Annotated in this window: 21 protein-coding genes; 2 read left to right on the forward strand and 19 right to left on the reverse strand. The window is 63.4% G+C overall.

The window, feature by feature from the left end; translation table 11 throughout:
- Nucleotides 1-15: 15 nt before the first annotated feature.
- The 14 genes from ACI2KG_RS12880 to hutC form a co-directional block, all read right to left on the reverse strand.
- Nucleotides 16-750 carry an amino acid ABC transporter ATP-binding protein gene (locus tag ACI2KG_RS12880; protein ID WP_404662230.1) on the reverse strand — a complete coding sequence of 245 codons (735 nt, stop codon included), beginning with the start codon at nucleotides 748-750 and terminating at the stop codon, nucleotides 16-18.
- Nucleotides 743-1,705, reverse strand: coding sequence for an amino acid ABC transporter permease (locus ACI2KG_RS12885; RefSeq protein ID WP_400612348.1), 963 nt, complete (start codon nucleotides 1,703-1,705; stop codon nucleotides 743-745). The genes ACI2KG_RS12880 and ACI2KG_RS12885 overlap by 8 nt, the downstream gene beginning before the upstream one ends.
- Before the next feature lie 113 nt (nucleotides 1,706-1,818).
- The gene (locus ACI2KG_RS12890) at nucleotides 1,819-2,616 is read right to left on the reverse strand and encodes a transporter substrate-binding domain-containing protein (protein WP_027921050.1); all 798 of its coding nucleotides are present in this window, start codon (nucleotides 2,614-2,616) and stop codon (nucleotides 1,819-1,821) included.
- Nucleotides 2,617-2,892: 276 nt separating this feature from the next.
- Nucleotides 2,893-5,466, reverse strand: coding sequence for a glucans biosynthesis glucosyltransferase MdoH (mdoH, locus tag ACI2KG_RS12895; protein ID WP_404662155.1), 2,574 nt, complete (start codon nucleotides 5,464-5,466; stop codon nucleotides 2,893-2,895).
- On the reverse strand, nucleotides 5,459-7,180 hold the full coding sequence (locus ACI2KG_RS12900) for a glucan biosynthesis protein G (protein ID WP_404662156.1): 1,722 nt from the start codon (nucleotides 7,178-7,180) through the stop codon (nucleotides 5,459-5,461). Before ACI2KG_RS12900 ends, mdoH begins: the two co-directional genes overlap by 8 nt.
- A 263-nt stretch (nucleotides 7,181-7,443) precedes the next feature.
- Entirely contained in the window at nucleotides 7,444-7,881 is a 438-nt protein-coding gene (gene dtd, locus ACI2KG_RS12905; protein WP_400612354.1) for a D-aminoacyl-tRNA deacylase, read from the reverse strand.
- Entirely contained in the window at nucleotides 7,878-8,849 is a 972-nt protein-coding gene (pip, locus tag ACI2KG_RS12910) for a prolyl aminopeptidase (RefSeq protein ID WP_404662157.1), read from the reverse strand. Before pip ends, dtd begins: the two co-directional genes overlap by 4 nt.
- A 117-nt stretch (nucleotides 8,850-8,966) precedes the next feature.
- Complete coding sequence (hutG, locus tag ACI2KG_RS12915) at nucleotides 8,967-9,776, reverse strand: N-formylglutamate deformylase (protein ID WP_404662158.1); 810 nt, start codon at nucleotides 9,774-9,776, stop codon at nucleotides 8,967-8,969.
- A gap of 10 nt (nucleotides 9,777-9,786) precedes the next feature.
- Nucleotides 9,787-10,992 (reverse strand): imidazolonepropionase, encoded by a 1,206-nt coding sequence (gene hutI / locus ACI2KG_RS12920; RefSeq protein ID WP_404662159.1) that lies wholly within the window; start codon nucleotides 10,990-10,992, stop codon nucleotides 9,787-9,789.
- 16 nt (nucleotides 10,993-11,008) lie between these two features.
- Entirely contained in the window at nucleotides 11,009-12,412 is a 1,404-nt protein-coding gene (locus tag ACI2KG_RS12925) for an amino acid permease (protein ID WP_404662160.1), read from the reverse strand.
- 151 nt (nucleotides 12,413-12,563) lie between these two features.
- Nucleotides 12,564-14,096 (reverse strand): histidine ammonia-lyase, encoded by a 1,533-nt coding sequence (gene hutH, locus ACI2KG_RS12930; protein WP_404662161.1) that lies wholly within the window; start codon nucleotides 14,094-14,096, stop codon nucleotides 12,564-12,566.
- Between the two features lie 107 nt (nucleotides 14,097-14,203).
- On the reverse strand, nucleotides 14,204-15,877 hold the full coding sequence (gene hutU / locus ACI2KG_RS12935) for a urocanate hydratase (protein WP_051099534.1): 1,674 nt from the start codon (nucleotides 15,875-15,877) through the stop codon (nucleotides 14,204-14,206).
- A 271-nt stretch (nucleotides 15,878-16,148) separates the two neighbouring features.
- Complete coding sequence (locus ACI2KG_RS12940; RefSeq protein WP_404662162.1) at nucleotides 16,149-16,721, reverse strand: HutD family protein; 573 nt, start codon at nucleotides 16,719-16,721, stop codon at nucleotides 16,149-16,151.
- Nucleotides 16,718-17,428: a histidine utilization repressor gene (gene hutC / locus ACI2KG_RS12945; RefSeq protein WP_404662231.1), complete on the reverse strand. Its 711-nt coding sequence runs from the start codon at nucleotides 17,426-17,428 to the stop codon at nucleotides 16,718-16,720. Before hutC ends, ACI2KG_RS12940 begins: the two co-directional genes overlap by 4 nt.
- Before the next feature lie 145 nt (nucleotides 17,429-17,573).
- On the opposite strand from hutC, the gene ACI2KG_RS12950 reads away from it, so the two are divergent.
- Nucleotides 17,574-18,938, forward strand: a complete 1,365-nt coding sequence (locus ACI2KG_RS12950) for a formimidoylglutamate deiminase (protein WP_404662163.1) — start codon at nucleotides 17,574-17,576, stop codon at nucleotides 18,936-18,938.
- 115 nt (nucleotides 18,939-19,053) lie between these two features.
- Here ACI2KG_RS12950 and ACI2KG_RS12955 read toward each other — a convergent pair whose 3' ends face one another.
- From ACI2KG_RS12955 to ACI2KG_RS12975, 5 genes are all read right to left on the reverse strand, one after another.
- On the reverse strand, nucleotides 19,054-19,626 hold the full coding sequence (locus ACI2KG_RS12955; protein WP_404662164.1) for a lipocalin family protein: 573 nt from the start codon (nucleotides 19,624-19,626) through the stop codon (nucleotides 19,054-19,056).
- Entirely contained in the window at nucleotides 19,623-19,877 is a 255-nt protein-coding gene (gene bamE, locus ACI2KG_RS12960) for an outer membrane protein assembly factor BamE (RefSeq protein WP_003249234.1), read from the reverse strand. Before bamE ends, ACI2KG_RS12955 begins: the two co-directional genes overlap by 4 nt.
- A gap of 241 nt (nucleotides 19,878-20,118) precedes the next feature.
- Entirely contained in the window at nucleotides 20,119-20,715 is a 597-nt protein-coding gene (locus tag ACI2KG_RS12965; protein WP_404662165.1) for a DUF924 family protein, read from the reverse strand.
- Nucleotides 20,716-20,718: 3 nt separating this feature from the next.
- The gene (locus ACI2KG_RS12970; protein ID WP_110745120.1) at nucleotides 20,719-21,729 is read right to left on the reverse strand and encodes a class 1 fructose-bisphosphatase; all 1,011 of its coding nucleotides are present in this window, start codon (nucleotides 21,727-21,729) and stop codon (nucleotides 20,719-20,721) included.
- 305 nt (nucleotides 21,730-22,034) lie between these two features.
- Nucleotides 22,035-24,485, reverse strand: coding sequence for a glycogen/starch/alpha-glucan phosphorylase (locus ACI2KG_RS12975; RefSeq protein WP_404662166.1), 2,451 nt, complete (start codon nucleotides 24,483-24,485; stop codon nucleotides 22,035-22,037).
- A gap of 187 nt (nucleotides 24,486-24,672) precedes the next feature.
- Here ACI2KG_RS12975 and ACI2KG_RS12980 point away from each other — a divergent pair, with 187 nt between their 5' ends.
- A complete protein-coding gene (locus ACI2KG_RS12980; protein WP_003249225.1) occupies nucleotides 24,673-25,077 on the forward strand; it encodes a YkgJ family cysteine cluster protein in 405 nt (134 codons plus the stop codon).
- Nucleotides 25,078-25,105 lie beyond the last annotated feature (28 nt).

Here is a 25,105-nt window from a genome sequence, read left to right on the forward strand (position 1 = left end):
AGAGGCCTGCGCAGGCTAAAGCACCTGACGCAGGAAGGCCTGCGCACGCGGGTCTTTCGGTGCAGCGAAGAATGCAGCGGGGGCCGAGTCTTCCAGCAGCTTGCCATGGTCGAAGAACAGCACGCGGTCGGCCACTTCGCGGGCAAAGCCCATTTCGTGGGTAACGCAGACCATGGTCATGCCTTCCTGGGCCAGGGTCTTCATCACGTCCAGCACCTCGCCGACCATTTCCGGGTCGAGCGCCGAGGTCGGTTCGTCGAACAGCATCACTTTCGGGTCCATGGCCAGGGCGCGGGCGATTGCGACCCGCTGCTGCTGGCCACCGGAAAGCCGCGACGGGAACTCGTTGGCTTTCTGTGCAATGCCAACCTTTTCCAGCAACGCCCGGGCCTTGGCCTCGCGGTCTGCCTTGCTGCGCTTGCGCACCACCTTCTGCGCCAGGCAGAGGTTTTCCAGCACGGTCATGTGCGGGAACAGGTTGAAGTGCTGGAACACCATGCCGACTTCGCGGCGGTAGGCGTTGATGTCGGTCTTCGGGTCGGCCAGCTGCAGGCCGTCGATGGCCACATGGCCTTGGTCGAAATGCTCCAGGCCGTTGAGGCAGCGCAGGAAGGTCGACTTGCCCGAACCGGAAGGGCCGAGCACCACCACCACTTCACCCTTTGCCACCTGAGTGGTGACGTTATCCACAGCCCGTACCACCTGGCCACGGGTGTCGAAGACTTTCAGCAGGTCACGGACTTCAATCACTTTGCGCAAGCCTCCGCTCAAGCCGGCTGGCAATGTGCGACAGCGGCAGGTTGATCAGCAGGTACAGGCCTGCCACGCAGAACCAGATCTCGAAGGTCGAGAACGAGGTGGTGATGGCCTCGCGGCCGCTCTTGGTCAGTTCGGTGATGGCGATTACCGAGACCAGCGAGGTGTCCTTGACCAGGCTGATGAACTGCCCGGCCAGCGGCGGCAGCACGCGCTTGAACGCCTGCGGCAGGATCACGTGGCGCATCGACTGGCCAGCGTTCAGGCCCAGCGAACGCGCGGCTTCGTTCTGGCCCTTGGCGATCGACTGCACACCCGCGCGGACGATTTCCGCCACGTAGGCGCCGGTGAACAGCGCCAGCGCCGCCACCCCGGCAAACTCGCGGGACAGGTTGAGCACGGTGCCGATGAAGAAATAGAAGATGAAGATCTGCACCAGCAGCGGCGTGCCGCGCACCAGTTCGACATATACGGTCGACAGGTCACGCAGGGTCGGGTTGTTCGACAACCGGCACAAGCCGGCGAACAAACCGATCACCAGGCCGAACGCACCGGACACCACCGAAATCCACAAAGTGGTCCACAGCCCCCAGGCCAACGGGCCTGCGGCCCAATGCCGGGTCACACCAATCTGGTCGCCTTCAGCAACATCGTCGCCACGGCTCAGTTGCAGGCTGTCCTTGGCCACATCGAGCACTTGCTCGGCGCCGCTTTCGTCTTTCAGCGTGACGCGGGCGTTATCGCCGGAAATGACGATTTCCTGCACGGTGCCGTAACCGGCTGCGCGCTGGGTTTCTTCGGCCTTGTAGGCGAAGTACTGCGGTACGCGGTTCCAGCGCCACTCGTAGGAAATCATCGAGGTGGCCATGTACAGGCTGAACGCCAGGCCCACCAGGACCAGAGCGGTCAGCCCGTGCCAGGGCCACTGGGCTTTCTTGTGTTTGATCACGTGGGATTACTCCAGAAAGCAGCAAGCCGCAAGCTTCAAGCTGCAAGAAAAAGCGGACCGTGCACCGACCCGCTTCTTCTTGCAGCTTGCAACTTGCGGCTTGAAGCTGCCTTTTATTCCATTTCCTTCAGCCAGTCCTTGTTCTTGAACCACTTGTCGTGGATACGATCGTAGGTCCCGTCATGCTTGATCTGGTGCAGGAAGTTGTTGATGAAGTTGATGCTGTCGTAGTCGCCTTTCTTCAGGCCGAAGGCCAGCGGCTCGTAGGTGAAGGGCTCTTCGAGGAACAGCAGCTTGCCGGCACCGGCCTTCTCGACTGCCACCACGTTGTACGGTGCGTCGTAGACGAAGGCATCAGCCTTGCCGTTGACCACGTCCATCACCGCTTCCTGTTCGTTGTCGTAGCCGTGGTACTTGGCTTTGCCGATCAGCTTCTTGGACACCATTTCGCCGGTGGTACCGAGCTTGGAAGTGAGGCGGTACTTCTCGTTGTTCAGGTCTTTGTACGACTTGATTTCGCCCGCCAGCTCCTTGCGGATCAGCAGGGTCTGGCCAACAACGATGAAGGGTTCGCTGAAGTTCAGGCGCAGGTTGCGTTCCTGGGTCAGGGTCATGCCGCTGCCGATCATGTCGAACTTGTCGGTCAGCAGGGCCGGGATGATGCCGTCATAGGCGGTGGAAACAGCCTCGAACTTGACGCCCATCGACTTGGCCATGGCTTTGAGGATATCGACTTCGAAGCCAATGATCTCGCCACGTTTGTTGGTCATCTGGAACGGCATGTAGGTCGGGTCCATGCCCACCCGCAGGGTGCCGCGCTTTACCGCTTCATCGATGGCGCCGGCCTGGGCCGCTGTCACGGCGACCAGGGCGGTGACACCGACCAGCAGTCGCGAAAGGTATTTCTTGATCATCACCAAGTCCCCTAGCAAGAAAAAAGCGAATCTTATTGTGTTGGCACGACCGTACTGGCCGATGCGTCGTATCGGGGAAGGATGCTAACGCATGGCGGGCCGGGGACCTAGAGCTGGGGGGGACTTTGTTGGCCAAAATCCATTATGCAGGGACATTGCTGGCGAGGGCTTCGCCCTCGTTTCGCGACACAAGGCCGCTCCTACAAGGGAATGCATATCCCTGTAGGAGCGGCCTTGTGTCGCGATAGGGCCGCAAAGCGGCCCCAAGGTCGATCAGGCGCCGACGAGTGCCGGCTGGCCTTCATTCTCCGGATGCAGCGGCAACAGCGGCGAATGTGGGTCGTTCTTGATCGAAGCACGCCACACATCGATCCACGCCGCGTTGTGCTCGGCCCACACCTGCTCGTGCAGGCGGGTCAGCGCGACCGGGTCGCTGAGCAGCGCCAGGCGGGTATTGAGGTCCAGCCCTTTAGGCCCAACCTCGATCGCCTTGGCCACGCGCTCGGCACGCAGTGCCTCGATGGGCGCCGCTTGCCCGTGGCGGGCAGTGGCCATGGCGCAGGCCAGGGCGTTCTGCCGCGGGTCGACCACCGCACGCACGAAGCCGTCATGCAGGGCATGCCAGCGGTTTTCGTGGGTGTACTGGTCGGTCGCCAGCAATTCTTGCGGCGTGGCGTATTCCTCGGGGATGAGGAACAGCTTCTCGTCCTTGGCTGCCAGGCCCAGGCGGGTGCGGCTGGAAATCACCGATACCGGGATCGACAGCACCAGCGAACCGACGATTGGCGCCAGCCACCACAGGAAGCTCGGGTTCAGCCAGGCCACCAGGCCGGCCCAGGCAATGCCCAGCAGGGTTTGCGGGCCATGCCGACGCACCGCTTCGCTCCATGGGGTGGAGTCGTCATCACGCTGCGGCGAGTTCCAGGTTGCGGCCCAGCCAAGGAACGCGGCCAGTACGAAACGGGTGTGGAAGATCATGCGCACCGGCGCCAGCAGCATGGAGAACAGCATCTCCATCAGCATCGACAGGGTGACCTTGATGCGCCCACCGAACTCGACGGCGCCCTTGGCCCAGATCAGGATCACACTGAGCAGCTTGGGCAGGAACAACAGCACAATGGTGGTGGAGAACAGTGCCACGGCCTTCTCGGGGTGCCACTGCGGCCACAGCGGGTAAAGCTGGTACGGCTCGATGAAGTACTGCGGTTCCATCAGCGTGTTGGTCGCCAGCAGCGCGGTCGACAGCACCAGGAACAGGAACCACAGCGGCGCCGACAGGTACGACATCACCCCGGTGAGGAACACGGCACGGTGTACCGGGTGCATGCCCTTGACCAGGAACAGGCGGAAGTTCATCAGGTTGCCGTGGCACCAGCGGCGGTCGCGCTTGAGTTCGTCGAGCAGGTTCGGCGGCAGTTCTTCGTAGCTGCCCGGCAGGTCGTAGGCGATCCACACGCCCCAGCCGGCACGGCGCATCAGCGCAGCTTCGACGAAGTCGTGGGACAGGATGGCCCCGGCGAACGCGCCCTTGCCCGGCAACGGCGCCAGGGCGCAGTGCTCGATGAACGGTTTCATGCGGATGATCGCGTTGTGGCCCCAGTAGTGCGACTCGCCCAGCTGCCAGAAGTGCAGGCCGGCGGTGAACAGCGGGCCGTACACGCGGGTGGCGAACTGCTGCATGCGCGCATACAGGGTGTCCATACCCGAGGCTTTCGGCCCGGTCTGGATGATGCCGGCGTCCGGGTTGGCCTCCATCAGGCGTACCAGGCTGCTCAGGCATTCGCCGCTCATGACGCTGTCGGCGTCGAGCACGACCATGTACTTGTACTCGCCGCCCCAGCGACGGCAGAAGTCGTCGAGGTTGCCGCTCTTGCGCTTCACCCGGCGCCGGCGGCGGCGGTAGAAAATACGGCCGAAACCTTTGGTTTCGCGGCACACGTCCAGCCAGGCCTGTTGCTCGGCCACGGCAATGTCGGTGTCGTTGGTGTCGCTGAGCACGAAGAAGTCGAAGCGGTCGAGGTTGCCGCTGGCGGCCACCGACTCGAACGTTGCACGCAAACCGGCGAATACGCGCGGCACGTCTTCGTTGCAGATCGGCATCACCAGCGCGGTACGCGCCTCGGGCGCGATCGGCTCGTTGCCGGCGCTACTGCCGGAAATCTTGTACTTGTCACGCCCGGTGAGCAGCTCGAGGAAGCCCATCAGTGCGGTCCAGAAACCCGCCGACACCCAGCAGAACAGGATACCGAAGAGGATCAGGATTGACGTCTGCAAGGCATACGGCCACACCTGCACCACCGTGTCCCACAGCGACTGGCTAAGAATTTCGTCAAGGTCGACGAACGACCAGCCCTGGTACGGCAGGATGCCCTTCATGTACCAGCCGGCAACGATGGTCTGGCCGATCATCAGGGCCAGCAGGATGTAACGGCGGATTGAGCCAACCGTGCGCCAGCGTGCCGGCGGCAGTTCGCGCTTGGGCGGCTGCGGCGCGTTGGGGCGGCCGGTCATGCGCCGCCACATGCGGATCAGCACGTTGGTGCGCCAAGGCTCTGGCACGACTTTGGTGCGCTTGATCGGCGGGGCAATCTTCAGGCACAGGCGGCCGCTGCCATCGACGCCGAGCATTTCGGCGTCTTCCAGCTCGGCGGCGCTGCCCACGGTCAGGCGCGGGCCTACCGAAGCCTGTACGGCCTCGGCAGGGCTGGCAGCCGGGTTGGCCGCCAGGCGTTGGTGCAGCTCACTGAACGAGGTGCAGCTGGCAAGTTCTGCACGCTGCTCGTCGCTCAGTGGTAGGTGAGCCAGGTACTCGCCAAGCGATACTGGCCTTGCGTTTGAGTCACTCATCGGCAGGCAACTGATAGCTCCAGGTCTCGGTCAACACCTTTTCGGTGGTGGCCGGGGCCCCGTTGGTGGATGCCGCATCGGCGGCAGGTTGTTCGGCCTTGGCGGCTTTGTCGGCCTTGGCATGCTTGGCTGCAGCCTTGTCCTGCTTGGCGTCCTGGGCAGGCTTGGCAGGTTCGACCGGCACATCACGCACCAGCGCGGCGCGCATTTCGGTCGACTTGTTGGCTTCCTTGACCTTCAGGCGCAGGGTCAGGCGCCAGCCCTTGGTCTCAGGGTTATAGCGCAGATTGTTCTCGACCACCTCGGCGTTGTCACCGACGCTGATCTGGCTGCGCACTGCGGTGTCTTCCGGCAAAGCGGCCAGGGCCGGGCTGGCGAAGTCGACCAGGAAGGCGACGCTGCCGTCTGGCTGGCGGATCAGGTTGGACTGCTTGACGTCACCGGTAGAGCGCAGGGTCTGCTTGACCCAGCCCAGCTCAGGGGCCTGGAACTGCTGCTCGTTGATGGTCCAGTGCAGGCGGTAGGCGTATTCCACCGGCGTGCCGGGTTCCGGCAGCTTTTCCGGGCTCCAGAAGGCCACGATGTTGTCGTTGGTCTCGTCGGCGGTCGGGATTTCGACCAGGTCGACGGTGCCCTTGCCCCAGTCCCCCTTCGGCTCGATCCAGGCGCTCGGGCGCTTCTGGTAGTTGTCGTCGAGGTCTTCGTAGTCGCTGAAGGCGCGCTGACGCTGCATCAGGCCGAAACCACGCGGGTTCTCGACGCTGAAGTTGCTCACGGCCAGGTGTTTCGGGTTGTTCAGCGGGCGCCAGATCCACTCGCCGTTACCGGCGTGGATCGACAGGCCTTCGGAATCGTGCAGGGCCGGGCGATAGTTGAGAACCTTGGACGGCTGGTTGGGGCCGAACAGGTACATGCTGGTCAGCGGGGCAATGCCCAGGCGGCTGACGTGGTCACGCAGGTACACGCGCGACTGCACATCGACCACGGTGTCGCTGCCAGGGCGCAGGATCAGCTTGTAAGCACCGGTGGAACGCGGCGAGTCGAGCAGGGCGTAGATCACCAGGTGCTTGTCGGCCGGTTTGGGCTTTTCTACCCAGAACTCGGTGAAGCGCGGGAATTCCTCGCCCGACGGCAACGCGGTGTCGATGGCCAGGCCACGGGCCGACAGGCCATACACATGGCCCTTGCCGACCACGCGGAAATAGCTGGCGCCGAGCAGGGTCATGATCTCGTCCTGCTTGTCGGCCTTGTTGATCGGGTACAGCACGCGGAACCCGGCGTAACCGAGGTTCTTGGTGGTTTCCGGGTCGTGCGGCACGTCACCGAACTCGAAACGGCTCGGGTCGTACTTGATTTCCTCGACCTTGGTGGCCGTCACCTCATTGATTTTCACCGGGGTGTCGAAGTGCATGCCCTGGTGATAGAACGACAGCTTGAACGGGGTCTTGTCCTTGGCCCACTCGGCCTTTTCCTGCAGGAAGTGGATTTTCTGGTAGTCCGCGAACTTCATGTCACGGAACACGGCCGGCAGGTTGCTTTTTGGCGCTTCGTACTTCTGGCCGGCCAGATCCTTTGCCTTGGCTGCAACATCGTCAAGATTGAATGCCCACAGCTGGCCCGCGCTCATCAGGCCGACCAGTGCCACACTGGCCATCAGGGCCTTGCGCAGCCCGGTGCCGGGGATTCTTGATGCTTTTTGGGGACTAACAATCACGAGCAACCCTCGCCGAAAACAGATCATGAAACCAACGGCCAGCGACAAATGCCGGGTTGGCGAGCACTGTTCGGACCCCGTAAGGGCGTAATGATTCCCCAAACGGTTCCAGACAATGCTCGAGTCAGAGTGAAACGAACCTGCGAACGCAGGTCCATGCAGCGCGCGATTATCCAGCAGGTTGCGTGACAACGCATCAGGCCGGAACAACTATTTATCGTACAAAACCCCTTGTTTTCACATGAACAAGGGGTTTATTGCCTTCATATTTGTAACATAAATGTCACTGGGCCATCATTGACCAAATGTACCTGCATGTCCGCGCCGAACCGCCCACTCGCCACCTCGGCGTGCTGGCTCTTTGCTTGCTGCAAAAGATAGTCGAACAATTCGGCGCCAAGGGCCGGCGGCGCTGCCGTCGAGAAGCTCGGGCGCATGCCGTTGCGGGTGTCCGCCGCCAAGGTGAACTGCGACACCAGCAGCAACCCGCCCCCAACATCCTTGAGCGACAGGTTCATCTTACCCTGCTCATCGCTGAACACACGGTAGTTCAACAGCTTGTGCAACAACTTATCGGCCTGTTCGCGGGAATCTTCAGGCTCGACCGCCACCAGCACCAGCAAACCCTGGTCGATGGCGCCAACCACCTCCCCTGCCACCTCTACCCGCGCACCGCGTACGCGTTGCAGCAGGCCCCTCATGCTTCTTCCAGGGGCAGGTCGAGCAGGCGCCGGGCCATCTGGTCCGCGGCGCGCACCAGGGCATCGGTAATGCCTGGCTCGGAAGCCGCATGGCCGGCGTCACGAATCACTTTCAGCTCGCTGTTCGGCCAGGCCTGGTGCAGCGCCCAGGCGTTGTCCAGCGGGCAGATTACGTCATAGCGGCCATGCACGATCACCGCCGGCAGGTGGGCAATTTTCGGCAGGTCGCGAATCAGCTGGTCGGGCTCGAGGAAGGCGTTGTTCATGAAGTAATGGCATTCGATACGCGCAATCGACAGCGCCCGCTGCGGCTCGGAGAAGCGGTCGACCACCAGCGGATTCGGGCGCAGGGTTGCCGTGCGCCCTTCCCAGGTAGACCAGGCCTTGGCGGCGTGCATCTGGGCAATCTGGTCGTTGCCGGTCAGGCGCTTGTGGAAGGCCTTGACCAGGTCGCCACGCTCTTCCAGCGGAATCGGTGCGATGTAGTCCTGCCAGTAGTCCGGGAACAGGCGGCTGGCACCCTCCTGGTAGAACCATTGGATTTCCTGGGGACGGCACAGGAAGATGCCTCGCAGGATCAGGCCATGCACCCGCTCAGGGTGGGCCTGGGCGTAGGCCAGGGCCAGGGTGGAACCCCACGAGCCACCGAACAGCACCCATTTGTCGATCCCCAGGTGCTCACGGATGCGCTCCAGGTCCTCGACCAGGTGCCAGGTGGTGTTGTTCTCCAGGCTTGCGTGCGGCGTGGAGCGGCCACAGCCGCGCTGGTCGAAAGTGATGATGCGGTACAGCGTAGGGTCGAAATAGCAACGGCTCTGGGCGTCGCAACCGGCGCCCGGGCCACCGTGGATGAACACCACCGGCAGACCTTCTGGCGAACCGCTTTCGTCGACATACAGCACATGCGGCGCTTCCACGGCCAGATCGTGCCGGGCGTAGGGTTTGATCTGCGGGTAGAGGGTCTGCATTGCGCACTCCGTGTGAGGATTTAATCTGCCGTTGGGCATCATAAACCTGAATTGCGCTTAGAGCATGCCCCCCGCTATCAATCGCCGCACGTTGCCGCTGACAACCGCACGGCCTGGTTACCGCCGTGCACCATACCGGCCCACGCCCCATGCCAGACAAGCCTGCAACAAGTGCTGCAACACTCGCTGGGTCGGCTGTGCCAAATCCTCGCGGTAGGCGAACGGCTGGGTTTCCTCCATATAGGTACTCTGCGCCAGCTCCAGTTGCACCGCATGGATATGGTGGGCCGGGTCCCCGTAATGCCGGGTGATGTGGCCACCCTTGAAGCGACCGTTGAGCACATGGCTATAGCCCTTCGCTTCGGCGCACACGTCTTGCAGCTGTTCTGCAAGAGCCGGATCGCAACTGGCGCCATTGAAGGTGCCCAGGTTGAAGTCCGGCAACTTGCCGTCGAACAGGTGCGGGATCAGCGAACGGATCGAATGGGCATCCCACAGCAGGGCGTAGCCGAACTGCTCACGCAAGCGGTCCAGTTCATTGCGGATGGTGTTGTGATAAGGGCGCCAGATTTGTTCCAGGTACTGCTTGCGTTGCTCGCGGGTCGGCTCCAGGCCGGCCTTGAACAGCGGCTCGCCCTCGAACAGGGTGGCCGGGTACAGACCGGTGGTGGCACCGGCGTACAGCGGTTTGTCGTCATCCGGGCGGTTCAGGTCGATGACGAAGCGCGAGTACTCCGCCGCCACCACGCTGGCGCCCATGTCTCGGGCAAAATCGTACAACTGCGGGATATGCCAGTCGGTGTCGGGCAAGCTGCGCGCCGCCTCGACCAGCCCGTTGTCTACCGCCGCCGTCAGTTTCAGCCCAGCGTGCGGCATGCTGATCAGCAGTGGCAGGCGGCCCTGGTGAAAACTCAGTACCTTGTCCATCGTGCCTCGCTCAGTAGGAAATTTCGTGGCCCATGCGCACCACGCGCTTGGGCAGGTCGCCGCCCAGCCAGTAGGCCAGGTCGGCGGGGCGCTCGATTTGCCAGGCGACAAAGTCGGCGACCTTGCCGACTTCCAGCGAGCCATGGCTGTCGCCCAAGCCCAGTGCCGTGGCGGCATGCACCGTGACGCCGGCCAGGGCCTCTTCCGGGGTCATGCGGAAGCAGGTGCAGCCCATGTTCAGCATCAGCCGCAGCGACAACCCTGGCGAAGTGCCGGGGTTGAGGTCGCTGGCCAGGGCAATCTTCACGCCGTGACGGCGCAATGCGTCCATCGGCGGCAACTGGGTTTCACGCAGGAAGTAGAACGCGCCCGGCAGCAGCACGGCGACGGTGCCGGCTGCGGCCATGGCGATGGCGTCTTCTTCGGTCATGAATTCCAGGTGGTCGGCCGATAACGCCTGGTAGCGCGCCGCCAGGCTGGAGCCGTGCAGCGACGAAAGCTGTTCGGCGTGCAGCTTGACCGGCAGGCCCAGCTCGCGCGCCTTGATGAACAGGCGCTCGACCTGGGCCGGCGAGAACGCCAGGTGTTCGCAGAAGGCATCCACTGCATCCACCAGGCCCTCGGCGGCCAGCGCCGGGAGCATTTCGTCGCAGATGTGCGCGATGTAGTCGTCGGCACGGCCGGCGTACTCCGGCGGCAAGGCATGCGCGGCCAGGCAGGTGGCACGCACTGCCAGCGGCAGCTCGTCGGCCAGCCGGCGGGCCACACGCAGCATCTTGCGCTCGTTGGCCAGGTCCAGGCCGTAGCCGGACTTGACCTCGATTGTAGTCACGCCATCGCGCATCAATGCCTGAACCCGCTGGCGCGCACTGGCGAACAGCTCGTCCTCGCTGGCAGCGCGGGTGGCCCGCACGGTGCTGGCGATGCCGCCGCCCTGGGCGGCAATTTCGGCATAGCTCACGCCTTGCAGGCGCTGCTCGAACTCGCCGCTGCGGTTACCACCGAACACGGCGTGGGTGTGGCAGTCGATCAGCCCCGGGGTGACCCAGGCGCCGCCCAGGTCCACGCTGCGCTCGGCATCTACCGGCGCCAGCCCGGCGCGTGGGCCGATCCACTCGATCAGCCCGGCGTCGGTGACGATGGCCGCATCCTCGATAACCGAGTAACGGCCTTCGGCCATGGTTGCCACATGGCAGTGCTGCCAGACGGTTCTCATGCACAATCTCCTTTTACTAGCGGTGCAACTCGGCAGGCTCTGCTGCCGGCTGGCCCTGCCCTGCGCGCGGCTTGCACCACAGCAGGTAGGACGCGACCAGGAACACCACCCAGACCACGCCAACGATCAATGCCGCCTGGGTGTCCGGGAAGTAGCCGAGCACGCCAAAGATGAACACCATGAACGCAATGGCCATGGCCGGGCCATAAGGCCAGAACGGTACCGGGAACTTCAGCTGGGCCACTTGTTCACGGCTCATGCTGCGGCGCATGGCCACCTGGGTTACCAGAATCATCAGCCACACCCATACGGTGGCGAAGGTGGCGATGGAGGCAATCAGCAGGAACACGTTTTCCGGGATCAGGTAGTTGAGCAGCACGCCGATCAGCAGCGCGGCCCCCATTACCACCACGGTCATCCACGGCACGCCGTGCTTCGACAACTTGCTGAAGCCGCGCGGCGCGTGGCCCTGCTGGGCCAGGCCGTACATCATGCGGCCAGCGCCGAAGATGTCGCTGTTGATGGCCGAGATGGCCGCAGAGATCACCACGACGTTCAGCACGGCGGCGGCCGAGCCGATGCCCAGGTTGCTGAAGATCTGCACGAACGGGCTACCTTCGCTGCCGATCTGCGGCCATGGGTACAGGCACATCAGCACGAACAGGGTAAGCACGTAGAACAGCAGGATACGCAGCGGCACCGCGTTGATCGCCTTGGGGATGACACGCTGCGGGTCTTTGGCTTCACCGGCAGTGACGCCGATGATCTCGATGCCACCGAAGGCGAACATCACCACCGCGAACGAGGCGATCAGCCCACCGATGCCGTTCGGCATGAAGCCGCCATGCTCGAACAGGTTGCTCACGCCCACGGCATGCCCGGTGCCTACCTGGCTGAAGCCAAAGGCCATGATGCCGAGGCCGGCCAGGATCATCGCCACGATGGCGCCGACCTTGAGCAGCGACAGCCAGAATTCCATTTCGCCGAAGACCTTGACGTTGCACAGGTTGAGGCCGCCGATCAGGAAGACGATGCCCAGTACCCAGACCCAGCGGGCCACCTCCGGGAACCAGAAGCCCATGTAGATACCGAAGGCAGTGACGTCGGCGATGGCAACGATGACCATCTCGAAGGCGTAGGTCCAGCCCAGGATAAAGCCGGCCATGGGGCCGAGGTAGGTGGTGGCGTAGTGGCCGAAGGAGCCGGCCACCGGGTTGTGCACGGCCATTTCACCAAGGGCGCGCATGACCATGAACACGGCGGCGCCGCCGATCAGGTAGGCCAGCAGCACGGCCGGGCCGGCCATCTGGATAGCCGAGGCGGAACCGTAGAACAGGCCGGTGCCGATGGCCGAACCAAGGGCCATGAAGCGGATGTGGCGGGCACTTAGCCCGCGCTTGAGACCTTGAGCTTGTTGCATGTCACGTCCTTAAATTGTTTTTGTGGTCGTGAGATCGAAGGGGCTGCCTTGCAGCCCTTCGCGACACAAGGCCGCTCCTACAAGGGAGCGCGTCGCCTTTTGTAGGAGCGGCCTTGTGTCGCGAAAGGGCCGCATAGCGGCCCCAGGGGCATTACAGGCTTGGCAGCACACCCGCCGGCAGCAAACCGGTCAGGCTACCCTTGGCCAACAGTTCCACGGCCTTTTCGATGTCCGGCGCAAAGAAACGGTCACGGTCGTAATGCGGTACTTCGCTGCGCAGGGCCTTGCGCGCCTGCTCCAGCTTGGCCGAAGTCTTCAGGCCTTTGCGCAGGTCGAGGCCCTGGCAGGCACCCAGCCATTCAATGGCCAGCACGCCACGGGTGTTCTCGGCCATTTCCCACAGGCGCTTGCCGGCAGCCGGGGCCATGGACACGTGGTCTTCCTGGTTGGCCGAGGTCGGCAGGCTGTCGACACTGTGCGGGTGCGACAGGGCCTTGTTCTCGCTGGCCAAGGCAGCCGCAGTCACCTGGGCAATCATGAAGCCGGAGTTGACCCCGCCGTTTTCCACCAGGAACGGCGGCAGCTGGGACATGTGCTTGTCCATCATCAGCGAGATGCGGCGCTCGCTCAGCGAGCCGATTTCGGCGATGGCCAGGGCGATGTTGTCGGCGGCCATGGCCACCGGTTCGGCGTGGAAGTTACCACCGGAAATCACGTCACCTTCGGCAGCGAACACCAGCGGGTTGTCCGACACGGCGTTGGCTTCGATGCCCAGTACCTCGGCAGCCTGACGCAGCTGGGTCAGGCAAGCGCCCATGACCTGTGGCTGGCAACGCAGCGAGTACGGGTCCTGGACCTTGTCGCAGTTCTTGTGCGACAGCGACACTTCGCTGGAGTCGCCCAGCAGGTCGCGGAAGCAGGCAGCGGTGTCGATCTGGCCGCGCTGGCCACGCACGGCATGCACGCGGGCATCGAACGGCGAACGCGAGCCCAGCGCGGCTTCGACGGTCAGGCCACCACAGGCAATGGCGGCAGCGTAAAGGTCTTCGGCCTGGAACAGGCCACGCAGGGCGTAGGCTGTGGAAGCCTGGGTACCGTTGAGCAAGGCCAAGCCTTCTTTGGCAGCCAGGGTCAGTGGCTCGAGGCCGGCAATCGCCAGCGCTTCGCTGGCCGGCAGCCATTGGCCTTTGTAACGGGCCTTGCTTTCACCCAGCAGTACCAGCGACATGTGCGCCAGTGGCGCGAGGTCGCCCGAGGCGCCAACCGAGCCCTTGAGCGGAATGTGCGGGTAGACCTCAGTGTTGACCAGCGCGGTCAGGGCGTCGATGACTTTACGGCGGATGCCGGAGAAGCCGCGGCTGAGGCTGTTGATCTTCAGCACCATGATCAGGCGCACCAGGTCGTCATCCAGCGGCGCGCCAACACCGGCAGCGTGGGACAGCACCAGCGAGCGCTGCAGGTTTTCCAGGTCGTGGCTGGCGATGCGGGTCGAGGCCAGCAGGCCGAAACCGGTGTTGATGCCATAGGCGGTGCGGTCTTCGGCCAGGATCTGCTCGACGCAGGCAACGCTGTCGTTGATCGGCTGGTCGGCGCTGGCGTCCAGCTGCAGGCGCACGGGCGCGGCGTGGATCGCGCGCAGCTGGGCCAGGGTCAGGGTGCCGGGCTTGAGGGTGAGTTCGGTCACGTTACTACTCCAATCGCGTGGAGCCGCAGGCCCGTTGTGAGGTGCCTGCGCGCTCTTTCTTGTTGTTCAGTATCACCCCTTGCGGGGTGCGAGCCAAAGCGTGGCGATCAGCCAGTGATCATTGGCAGGTCCAGGCCCTGCTCCTTGGCGCAGTCGATGGCAATGTCGTAACCGGCATCGGCGTGGCGCATTACGCCAGTCCCTGGGTCGTTGGTCAGCACGCGGGCGATACGCTCGGCGGCTTCATCGGTACCGTCGCAGACGATGACCATGCCCGAGTGCTGGGAGAAGCCCATGCCTACACCACCACCATGGTGCAGCGACACCCAAGTGGCGCCGCCTGCGGTGTTCAGCAGGGCGTTGAGCAGCGGCCAGTCGGAGACGGCATCGGAACCATCACGCATGGCTTCGGTTTCGCGGTTGGGGCTGGAGACCGAACCGGAGTCCAGGTGGTCACGGCCGATAACGACCGGCGCCGACAGCTCGCCACTGCGGACCATTTCGTTGAAGGCCAGGCCGAGCTTGGCGCGCAGGCCCAGGCCAACCCAGCAGATACGGGCTGGCAGGCCTTGGAAGCTGATGCGCTCGCGGGCCATGTCCAGCCAGCGGTGCAGGTGGGCGTCGTCCGGGATCAGTTCCTTGACCTTGGCGTCGGTCTTGTAGATGTCTTCTGCATCACCGGACAGCGCCGCCCAGCGGAACGGGCCGATGCCGCGGCAGAACAGCGGGCGAATGTAGGCCGGAACGAAGCCTGGGAAGTCGAAGGCGTTGGCCACGCCCTCTTCCTTGGCCATCTGGCGGATGTTGTTGCCGTAGTCGAAGGTCGGGATGCCCTGCTTCTGGAAGTCGAGCATGGCCTGCACGTGTACGGCCATCGACTGCTTGGCGGCCTTGACCACGGCAGCCGGCTCGGTCTGGGCGCGGTCGCGGTACTGTTCCCAGGTCCAGCCGGCGGGCAGGTAGCCGTTCAGGGGGTCATGGGCGCTGGTCTGGTCGGTGACCATGTCCGGGCGCACGCCACGCTTGACCAGTTCTGGCAGGATTTCGGCGGCGTTCCCGTGCAGGGCGATGGAGATGGCCTTGCCTTCGGCGGTGTACTTGGCGATGCGCGCCAGGGCGTCGTCCAGGTCAGTGGCCTGTTCGTCGACGTAGCGGGTTTCCAGGCGGAAGTCGATACGGCTCTGCTGGCATTCGATGTTCAGCGAGCAGGCGCCGGCCAGGGTCGCGGCCAGTGGCTGGGCGCCGCCCATGCCGCCCAGGCCAGCGGTGAGTACCCACTTGCCTTTCAGGCTGCCGCCGTAGTGCTGGCGACCGGCTTCGACGAAGGTTTCGTAGGTGCCCTGGACGATGCCTTGGCTGCCGATGTAGATCCAGCTGCCGGCGGTCATCTGGCCGTACATGGCCAGGCCCTTGGCGTCCAGTTCGTTGAAATGTTCCCAGTTGGCCCAGTGTGGCACCAGGTTGGAGTTGGCGATCAGTACGCGCGGGGCGTTGCTGTGGGTCTTGAACACGCCAACCGGCTTGCCCGACTGCACCAGCAGGGTTTCGTCGTCTTCCAGGCGGGTCAGGGTTTCGACGATCTTGTCGTAGCAGGCCCAGTTGCGTGCAGCGCGGCCGATACCGCCGTAGACCACCAGTTCTTTCGGGTTTTCCGCGACCTGTGGATCGAGGTTGTTCATCAGCATGCGCAGTGGCGCTTCGGTCAGCCAGCTTTTGGCGGTCAGCTTGTTGCCACGTGGGGCACGGATTTCAACGTCACGGTATTTGTTGTTGTCGGTCACGGGAAAGGTCCTCTGCGGTCGTCCGCGGGCGGGGTATGTCGTGGTCAATATACAAACACACCTTTACTTGTATGTACAAGCATGGACAACCAAAATATTTGGACTAACCCGTTGAATGGATCGGAAAACAAAGGGGCCGCTGTGCGACCCAATCGCCGGCAAGCCAGCTCCCACAGGTACACCACAAGCCTTGAGAGCAGCGGAGTACCTGTGGGAGCTGGCTTGCCGGCGATTGGGCTGCACAGCAGCCCCTCTACTGGCTAAACGGGTGTCAGCGCGGCGTCAATTCAATCAGGCAACACCGCCCCTGCACATCCAGCCCCAGCAACTCACCGTCGCCCTCCAGCCGCAGGCAGTCATACCCCCCCAGCCGCTGCGTCTCACGCCCAGCCAAGGCCACCTCGACCTGATTGCTGGCAGCAAACAGCAGCACCGTCGAAGCCGAGCTGTACACCCGGCTGGTACCATCCAGCCATTGCAACCGCGCCCGATAGCGTTGCGGCGCATAGATCAGATTGAAATCGCGAATCGCCCCGCCCAGCAGCTTGCAACTGACCTGGCTTTCGCCACTGAAGGCAAAGGCATCGAACGGCAGCAACGGCCGGCTGGCCTGGCCGTCGACCAGCAGGCGCATGCCGTCGCCCTGCAGCACGGTGATGATCCGCTGGTAGCCGGCAAAGGTGGAAAAGCCGCCCGACTCCTCGATATCGGCAATCGACAGACGCCAGCCAAAGCCGTCCAGGCCCTCGCCATTGTCGCGGGTAATTTCTTCGGTGAAACCGCCACCGTTCTTCCACGGCATGCGCGGGTAGCCCTGCGCACGCAACAACTGCAACTGGCTCATTTACTGAAACGTCCTTCCAGGCGATGACGGGAACCGGGGTGAATCAACCGCGCAGCGGTCACCGGCTGGCGGCCGGACCAGGTACGACGGCGGATCAACAGGCATGGTTCGCCCCGCTCGATCTGCAGCAGGCTGCATTCATCCGGCTCGGCCAGGATCGCTTCGACCACGTGCTCGCCTTCGGTCAACGGTGCCACCTGCGACAGGTAGGCGTAGGGCGTCTGCCGGGTAAAGTCCTGCTTGAGGTAGTCGGGGGCAATCGCCGCATTGACGTAGCGGTCCTCGATCTGCACCGGCACGCCGTTCTCGAAATGCACGATCAGCGAATGGAACACCCGCTGGCCTTCGCGCATGTCCAAGGCCAGGGCGCGTTCGGAGCCGGCCGCTTCCTCGGTAAGGGTGATCACCTGGCAGCTATGCTGGTGGCCGCGCGCGGCAATTTCGTCGGCAATGTTGTTGACTTCGAACAACGCCGAACGGCCCTTGGGCTCGGCGACGAAGGTACCCACACCTTGCATGCGCACCAGCAGGCCTTCGGCGGTGAGTTCACGCAGGGCGCGGTTGATGGTCATGCGGCTGAAGCCCAGCTCGTTGACCAGCTCGCTCTCCGAAGGTACCCGGTGATGCGGTGGCCAGCTGCCGTTGTCGATCTGATGGATGATCATCTGTTTGACCCGGGCATAGAGCGGCGCCGGGCCCTCGCCCATCTGGGCAACCAGCGCGGAGACAGGAGGTGTCGGCACGGCGGTGAATCCTTGTGCAAATGGAATGAGCGGTAGCTTGCCGCAGTTTACCCGGCAGGCAAACGGCTGTATATGTATATACAAGTTAACAATAACAGGATTTGCACCGATGTCCGCCTATTTCGCCGAACGCGCCCTGCTACCCACGGGCTGGGCCAGCCATGTACGCATCCAGGTCGCCGGCGATGGCCATGTGGCCAGTATCGAGCCAGGCGCCTCGGCTGAAGGTGCCGAGCGCTTGGCCGGCCCGCTGCTGCCCGGCATGCCCAACCTGCACTCTCATGCCTTCCAGCGCGCGATGGCGGGCCTGGCGGAAGTTGCCGGCAACCCCAACGACAGTTTCTGGACCTGGCGCGACCTGATGTACCGCCTGGTCGGGCAGATCAGCCCGGACCAGCTACAGGTCATCGCCCGCCAGCTTTACATCGAAATGCTCAAGGCCGGCTACACCTCGGTCGCCGAATTCCATTACGTGCACCACGACCAGGCCGGCCAGCGCTACGCCGACCCGGCCGAGCTGTCGCGCCGCATCAGTGCGGCGGCGGTCGACAGCGGCATTGGCCTGACCTTGCTGCCGGTGCTGTACAGCCATGCCGGCTTCGGCGGCCAGGCGCCGAATGATGGGCAGCGGCGCTTCATCAACGCCACCGAACAGTACCTGCAGTTGCAAGCGCAACTCGCCCCGCTGCTGGCCGCGCAACCGGCCCAGCAGTTGGGCTTGTGCTTCCACTCGCTGCGGGCGGTGACGCCCGGGCAAATCGCCGAAGTGCTAGCCGCCAGCGACAAACAGTGCCCGGTGCATATCCACATTGCCGAACAGCAGAAGGAAGTCGACGACTGCCTGGCCTGGAGCGGCCTGCGCCCGCTGCAGTGGCTATATGAGCACGTGGACGTGGACCGGCGCTGGTGCCTGGTACACGCCACCCATGCCGAGGCGGATGAAGTGACGGCCATGGCCCGCAGCGGTGCGGTGGCCGGGCTATGCCTGACCACTGAAGCCAACCTGGGCGACGGGATTTTCCCGGCGGTGGACTTTCTCGCGCAGGGTGGGCGCATGGGCATTGGCTCGGACAGCCATGTATCGCTGAGCGTGGTGGAGGAGCTGCGCTGGCTGGAATATGGCCAGCGCCTGCGTGACCAGCGGCGCAACCGCCTGTATCGCGGCGACCAGCCGATGGTCGGGCGTACACTCTATGACGCCGCGCTGGCGGGAGGTGCGCAGGCGCTGGGGCAGGCGGTCGGGCAGCTGGCCGTGGGCAAACGCGCCGACTGGCTGGTGCTTGATGGGCAAGATCCTTATATCGCCATGGCGGATGGCGATGCCATTCTCAACCGCTGGCTGTTTGCCGGGGGTGATCGCCAGGTGCGCGATGTGATGGTGAACGGGCAGTGGGTGGTGCGCCAGGGGCGGCATGCGCAGGAAGAGCAGAGCGGGCGGGCGTTTGCCGAGGTGTTGCGCCAGCTGTTGGGGTAGGTGTATTGGGGCTGCTTTGCAGCCCTTTCGCGACACAAGGCCGCTCCTACAGGGGACCGCGATCGCCTGTAGGAGCGGCCTTGTGTCGCGATGGCCTGCGCAGCAGGCCCCAGGACTAGTGCATCTTGACAATCTGCTGGTCCGAAGCCCGCCAGATCAAGCGACTGGTGTCATAGCCCTGCTGCCGCGCCCTGGACAGCAGGTTCTCGCGCTCCCACGCCGGCAGCGTCGGCGTACGCGACAGAATCCACAGATACTTGCGGTCCGGGCTACCGACGATGGCCGTGCGGTAGCGATCATCCACATACAAAATCCAGTACTCACCCCGTGCCACGCCCGGCACCAGCTTGGTGAACCAGTTATCGAACTCGACCCACAGCTTGTCGGTGTGCCCAGGCTCCTGGATGTTTGCATGCCCTTCTGCGCGCAGCCATTCGTCACCCATGGTGCGGCAGCGGTTGAGCACACCATAGCTGCCATCAGGCTTGAGGTTGTAATGGGCTTCGGACTGTTCGCAGCCCTCCTGGAAGCGCATCGGCAGGCGCGCCAGCTCGTACCATTTGCCCTGGTAGCGCTTGAGGTCGACATTACCGGCGGTTTTCGGCGCCAGTGGGTCGTGCACGGAGCCTGCACAACCGCCCAGCAGCAATGCCAGGCATACCCCCATCAGCAGGAATGCACGCCTCATTTGAGGCCCTGCCCTGAATACATCAGCACCTTGTCAGCTGCGTACTGCACGCTGATGAAGCTTTTCTCGTCCCCCCAGGTGCAGCTGCTCATGCCCAGCGCGCCAGAGCACTCGGTCGGCGTACCGAGCAGCTGCTCGACCTCGGCCTTGTTCATACCGGCCTTGATCTTGGAATAGTTTTCCTGGTTGATCTTGCTGCAGGCAGTCAGGACGACGCACAGCGACAACAGGGCGAGGGAACGCAACGACATGAAGGACACTCCTGGAGAGGTGAAAACAGGCGAGTGGCCTGCAGTGACCTTCGACGCGAAAATCCCTCCCGGGTTCCCTGCCCTCCCCCGTTTGCCGCTACACCGTTGGTCGGATGGCCACTACTGTGCGATTAATCACAAAGCATTAATCACCCACCCAAAAAAAAGCCGCCCCCTATAGGAGCGGCCTTGCCGGGGCGCCGTACCGTCGCGGTGGCCTGCAAAGCAGGCCCTTTGGCAGTCAGAACCTCGACCCAGGCTCCAGCAAAAAGTCCATCTCATCACTGGTACTCGGCCGCTCCAGCACCAGGTTGCGGTGCGGGAAGCGCCCGAACCGGGCAATCACCCGCTGGTGCTGCTCGGCATAGTCGAGGAAGCCTTCGAACAGCCGGCGGTTGGCCTCAGGCTGTTCCTCCAGCAAGGTCTGGTAGCGCTCGACGCACAGGTTCTGCCAGTCCAGCACCTCGGCATGCTCCAGCACCAGCAGCACGAACACCCGCTGGATCGGCAGCAGCTGGTAGTCCCAGCCCTTTTGCAGGCCCTGCATGGCCACTACCTGGGCACGCCGGTCGCCCTCGAAGGCGCGCGGCGTATCGCGGTGGATCATGCGCGGCAACTGGTCCAGCAGGATCAGCAAACCAAGCCAGCCCTGCGGGCTTTGCTGCCAATCCTCGAGCCCACCCGCCAGGGCGTGCTCCATCAGGTCGCCGAACAGCGCCTGGGCTTCAGCATCGTGATGCTTGCCGAACCACAGCGTGCTCTTCTCGTCAGCCACGGCCTGGGCACTGGTGCCCCAACCGAACCACCATTCCAGCAACGGCTGCCAAGGTGCGAGCATGACTTACTCCTTGTGGTACGCGGTTGCGCGCTCTACCTCTTCCTTCGAACCGAGGAAGACCGCCACGCGCTGGTGCAGGCCTTCTGGCTTGATGTCGAGGATGCGATTGTAACCGTCGGTAGAAGCGCCACCGGCCTGTTCGATGATGAACGACATCGGGTTGGCTTCGTACATCAGGCGCAGCTTGCCCGGCTTGCTAGGTTCGCGGGCGTCACGTGGGTACATGAACAGGCCGCCACGGGTCAGGATGCGATGCACGTCGGCCACCATCGAGGCGATCCAGCGCATGTTGTAGTTCTTCTTCAGCGGACCGGTCTCGCCAGCCAGCAGTTCGCCCACGTAGCGCTGTACCGGGGCTTCCCAGTGGCGCTGGTTGGACATGTTGATGGCGAACTCGGCGGTGGTTTCCGGCACGCGGATGTTTTCGTGGGTCAGCACGAAGCTACCCAGTTCGCGGTCCAGGGTGAAGCCCTTGACGCCATTGCCCAGGGTCAGGATCAGCATGGTCTGCGGGCCGTAGATGGCGTAACCGGCGGCGACCTGCTGGGTGCCTGGCTGCAGGAAGGCGTTTTCGTTCAGGGTTTCGTTCTGGCTCAGGTACTCGTTAGGGCAGCGCAGGACCGAGAAGATGGTGCCGACCGACACGTTGACGTCGATGTTGGACGAACCGTCCAGTGGGTCGAAGACCAGCAGGTAGGCGCCTTTCGGGTACTTGCCCGGGATCTGGTAGGCATTGTCCATTTCTTCGGACGCCATGCCGGCCAGGTGGCCGCCCCACTCGTTGGCTTCCAGCAGGATGTCGTTGGAAATCACGTCCAGCTTCTTCTGGACTTCGCCCTGCACGTTTTCAGTGCCCATGCTGCCCAGTACACCACCGAGGGCGCCTTTGGACACGTGATGGCTGATTTCCTTGCACGCACGCGCCACCACTTCGATCAGGAAGCGCAGATCGGCAGGGGTATTGTTGCTGCGGGTCTGCTCAATCAGATAGCGACTCAGGGTAACGCGGGACATGTATGGCTCCGAATGGATGGGGGGAGATAAAAAACCCCCGCAGTTTACAGGGAGAGTTGCAGGCTAGCGAGTGATGAGACTCGCCACGGCTCTCAGACGGCACAATAGGTCGGTAGTTCAGCGCGCGCCAGGCCGGTGGTCTGATTGCTACCCGCCTGCGCAATCCGTGTAGGAGCGGCCTTGTGTCGCGAAAGGGCCGCAAAGCGGCCCCGGGATTTCAGCTTTGCCGCGAAAATTGTCGGGGCCGCTGCGCGGCCCTATCGCGACACAAGGCCGCTCCTACAAAGACCACGCCACCTGCAGCTTCAATCCAGCGCCTTCCAGATCTCGGTCGCATACTCGCGAATGGTCCGGTCCGACGAGAACCAGCCCATCCGCGCCGTATTCAGCACCGCCATGCGCCACCACTCCTGCGGCGTATGCCACAGTTCCTCGACCCGACGCTGAGCATCCCAGTAGGCATCGAAGTCGGCGCACACCAGGAAGCGGTCATACGCCACCAGCCCGTCGATCAGGCCGGTGTAGCGCGACGGGTCGTCCGGCGAGAACACGCCGCTGCGAATCGCCTGCAGCACGTCACCCAGGCGGCTGGAGGCCGCAATGGCCGCATTGGCACCGAAGTCCCCGGCCTTGCGCCGTGCCTCTACCTGCTGCGCCGTGAGGCCAAAGATGAACATGTTGTCGGCCCCCACCTGCTCGCACATCTCCACGTTGGCGCCATCCAGGGTGCCGATGGTCAGCGCGCCGTTAAGGCCGAACTTCATGTTGCTGGTACCCGAAGCTTCATAGCCGGCGGTGGAAATCTGCTCGGACAGGTCGGCCGCCGGGATGATGCTCTCGGCCAGGCTGACGTTGTAGTTCGGCAGGAACACCACCTTGAGCAGGCCACGCACGGTCGGGTCGTTGTTCACCACCCGGGCGATGTCGTTGGCCAGTTTGATGATCAGCTTGGCCTGGTGGTAACTGGCCGCAGCCTTGCCGGCGAAAATCTTCACCCGTGGCACCCAGTGGGTGCTCGGGTCGTTGCGCATGGCCTGGTACAGCGCCACGGTGTGCAACAGGTTGAGTAGCTGGCGTTTGTACTCGTGGATACGCTTGACCTGCACATCGAACAGCGCTTCAGGGTTGACCGTGACGCCAATGCGGTCCTGGATGATGCTGGCCAGGGCACGCTTGCTGTGCAGGCGCTGGGCGGCGAATTGCTTGCGGAAACCGGCCTTGTCGGCGAACGGCACCAGGCCGGCCAAACGGCCTTCGGGGTCGTCCTTCAGCTCTGGCCCCAGCGCTTCGACGAGCATGTCGGTCAACTGCGGGTTGGCCTGGTACAGCCAACGGCGGAAGGTGATGCCGTTGGTCTTGTTGTTGATACGCTGCGGGTACAGCTTGTGCAGCTCGGCAAACACCGTGCTTTTCATCAGTTGGCTGTGCAGCGCCGAGACGCCGTTGACGCTGTGCGAACCGAGAAACGCCAGGTTACCCATGCGCACCCGGCGGCCGTTGTCCTCCTCGATCAGCGACACTGCCCGCAATACGTCGAAGTCGTGCAGGCCTTTGGCCCGCAGGCTGTCGATGTGATAGGCGTTGATCAGGTAGATGATCTGCATGTGCCGCGGCAACATGCGCTCCATCAGTGCCACCGGCCAGGTTTCCAGGGCCTCGGGCAGCAGCGTGTGGTTGGTGTAGGCCAGGGTGCCGACGGTCAGCTCCCAGGCCGTGTCCCAAGGTATTTCATGCTGGTCGACCAGCAGCCGCATCAACTCGGCCACGGCGATCGACGGGTGGGTGTCATTGAGCTGGATGGCCGCCGCGTCTGGCAGGTTGAGCAGGTTGTCATGCATGTTCAAATGGCGACGCAGCAGGTCTTGCAGCGATGCCGAAACGAAGAAGTACTCCTGGCGCAGGCGCAATTCCTGGCCGGCCTCGGTGCTGTCAGCGGGGTACAACACCCGCGAGATGCTCTCGGCCCGTGCCACTTCGGCGACTGCCCCCAGGTGGTCGCCGGCATTGAAGCGCTCCAGGTGCAGCTCTTCAAGGGCGCGGGCGCGCCACAGGCGCAAGGTATTCACGCTGGAGCCTCGCCAGCCAACAACCGGGGTGTCATAGGCAACCGCGCGTACCGTCTCGCCAGGCGTCCATACCTGGCGTTGTTGCCCGTGGTTGTCGCTGAGCGTTTCGACACTGCCGCCAAAGCTGATCGGGTAGATCACCTCGGCGCGCTCGAACTCCCAGGGGTTGCCGAAGTCCAGCCAGTTCTCGGTCTGCTCCTGCTGCCAGCCATCGACCACCGCCTGGCGGAACAAACCGTGCTCATAGCGAATACCGTAACCGTGGGCGGCAATGCCCAAGGTCGACATGCTCTCCATGAAGCACGCGGCCAGGCGGCCCAGGCCGCCGTTGCCCAGGGCGGCATCCGGCTCCAGCAGGCGGATGCGCTCCAGGTCGACGTCCAGGCCTTCCAGCGCATCGCGGGCGATGTCCAGCAGGCCCAGGTTGCTCAGGCTGTCGTAGAGCAGGCGGCCGATAAGAAATTCCAGTGAAAGGTAATACACCCGCTTCTGGCTGCGTCGATAGGCCTGGCGGGTGTGGTCCATCCAGTGGTCGACCATGTGATCGCGTGCAGCCAGGGCAATGGCTTCGAACCAGTCGTGGTCGAAAGCGTGCTCCGGGTCCTTGCCGACCGCGTAGGTCAGCTTGTTCAGTACAGCAGCGCGAAAATCCGCGACTTCGGCGTCACGAGCTTTAGGTTCCTGGGACATGCGGCATCCTCGGGCAAGTTGACGAAAGCGGAGGGAGACTGTTCAGCCTAGACGCTTCGACCGGGAGCGAAAGCCTGGGTTCGTGGTTTTCATGATCGTTTGCGCATTCGGTCAAAAGGTTGTTCATTAATTGAGCAATTCCGGTATGATCGCGCGCCCCAAGACCGTGATTCACCCCCCTATAAAGATGAAAACGACCCTGATTGCCGCGGCCGAAGTCGACCGCCTGGAGACCTGGCAGCGCTACACCAGCAACATGTGCCACGGCTGCCATTCGACCTGCTGCACCCTGCCGGTGGAGGTGAAGATCAAGGATCTGATCCGTATCGGCGTGGTCGACGAGTTCGAAAAAGACGAACCGCCGAAGAATGTGGCCAAGCGCCTGCAGAAAGAAGGCATCATCGAGCGCTTCAACCAGAAGTCGGGGATTTTCACCCTGACCCGGATGAGCAACGATGACTGCATGTACCTGGATCGTAAAAGCCGGCTGTGCACCATTTATGACAAGCGCCCGGACACCTGCCGCAACCACCCCAAGGTCGGGCCGCGGCCGGGGTATTGTGCTTACAAGCCCAAGGTGGTTGGGCGCTGATCATGTTTATGTTTGAGATTTTGGGGCC

Source organism: Pseudomonas sp. NPDC089407, from assembly GCF_044900445.1.
Taxonomy (GTDB): Bacteria; Pseudomonadota; Gammaproteobacteria; order Pseudomonadales; family Pseudomonadaceae; genus Aquipseudomonas.

Excerpts from the sequence above, each read along its gene's own strand:
- hutI (WP_404662159.1), bottom strand. The coding sequence starts at position 10,992 with ATGAGAACCGTCTGGCAGCACTGCCATGTGGCAACCATGGCCGAAGGC.
- ACI2KG_RS12970 (WP_110745120.1), bottom strand. The coding sequence starts at position 21,729 with ATGTCCCGCGTTACCCTGAGTCGCTATCTGATTGAGCAGACCCGCAGC.
- ACI2KG_RS12950 (WP_404662163.1), top strand. The coding sequence starts at position 17,574 with ATGTCCGCCTATTTCGCCGAACGCGCCCTGCTACCCACGGGCTGGGCC.
- ACI2KG_RS12955 (WP_404662164.1), bottom strand. The coding sequence starts at position 19,626 with ATGAGGCGTGCATTCCTGCTGATGGGGGTATGCCTGGCATTGCTGCTG.
- hutG (WP_404662158.1), bottom strand. The coding sequence starts at position 9,776 with ATGGACAAGGTACTGAGTTTTCACCAGGGCCGCCTGCCACTGCTGATC.
- ACI2KG_RS12975 (WP_404662166.1), bottom strand. The coding sequence starts at position 24,485 with ATGTCCCAGGAACCTAAAGCTCGTGACGCCGAAGTCGCGGATTTTCGC.
- mdoH (WP_404662155.1), bottom strand. The coding sequence starts at position 5,466 with ATGAGTGACTCAAACGCAAGGCCAGTATCGCTTGGCGAGTACCTGGCT.
- ACI2KG_RS12940 (WP_404662162.1), bottom strand. The coding sequence starts at position 16,721 with ATGAGCCAGTTGCAGTTGTTGCGTGCGCAGGGCTACCCGCGCATGCCG.
- hutC (WP_404662231.1), bottom strand. The coding sequence starts at position 17,428 with ATGGGCGAGGGCCCGGCGCCGCTCTATGCCCGGGTCAAACAGATGATC.
- pip (WP_404662157.1), bottom strand. The coding sequence starts at position 8,849 with ATGCAGACCCTCTACCCGCAGATCAAACCCTACGCCCGGCACGATCTG.
- ACI2KG_RS12980 (WP_003249225.1), top strand. The coding sequence starts at position 24,673 with ATGAAAACGACCCTGATTGCCGCGGCCGAAGTCGACCGCCTGGAGACC.
- bamE (WP_003249234.1), bottom strand. The coding sequence starts at position 19,877 with ATGTCGTTGCGTTCCCTCGCCCTGTTGTCGCTGTGCGTCGTCCTGACT.
- ACI2KG_RS12925 (WP_404662160.1), bottom strand. The coding sequence starts at position 12,412 with ATGCAACAAGCTCAAGGTCTCAAGCGCGGGCTAAGTGCCCGCCACATC.
- ACI2KG_RS12965 (WP_404662165.1), bottom strand. The coding sequence starts at position 20,715 with ATGCTCGCACCTTGGCAGCCGTTGCTGGAATGGTGGTTCGGTTGGGGC.
- dtd (WP_400612354.1), bottom strand. The coding sequence starts at position 7,881 with ATGAGGGGCCTGCTGCAACGCGTACGCGGTGCGCGGGTAGAGGTGGCA.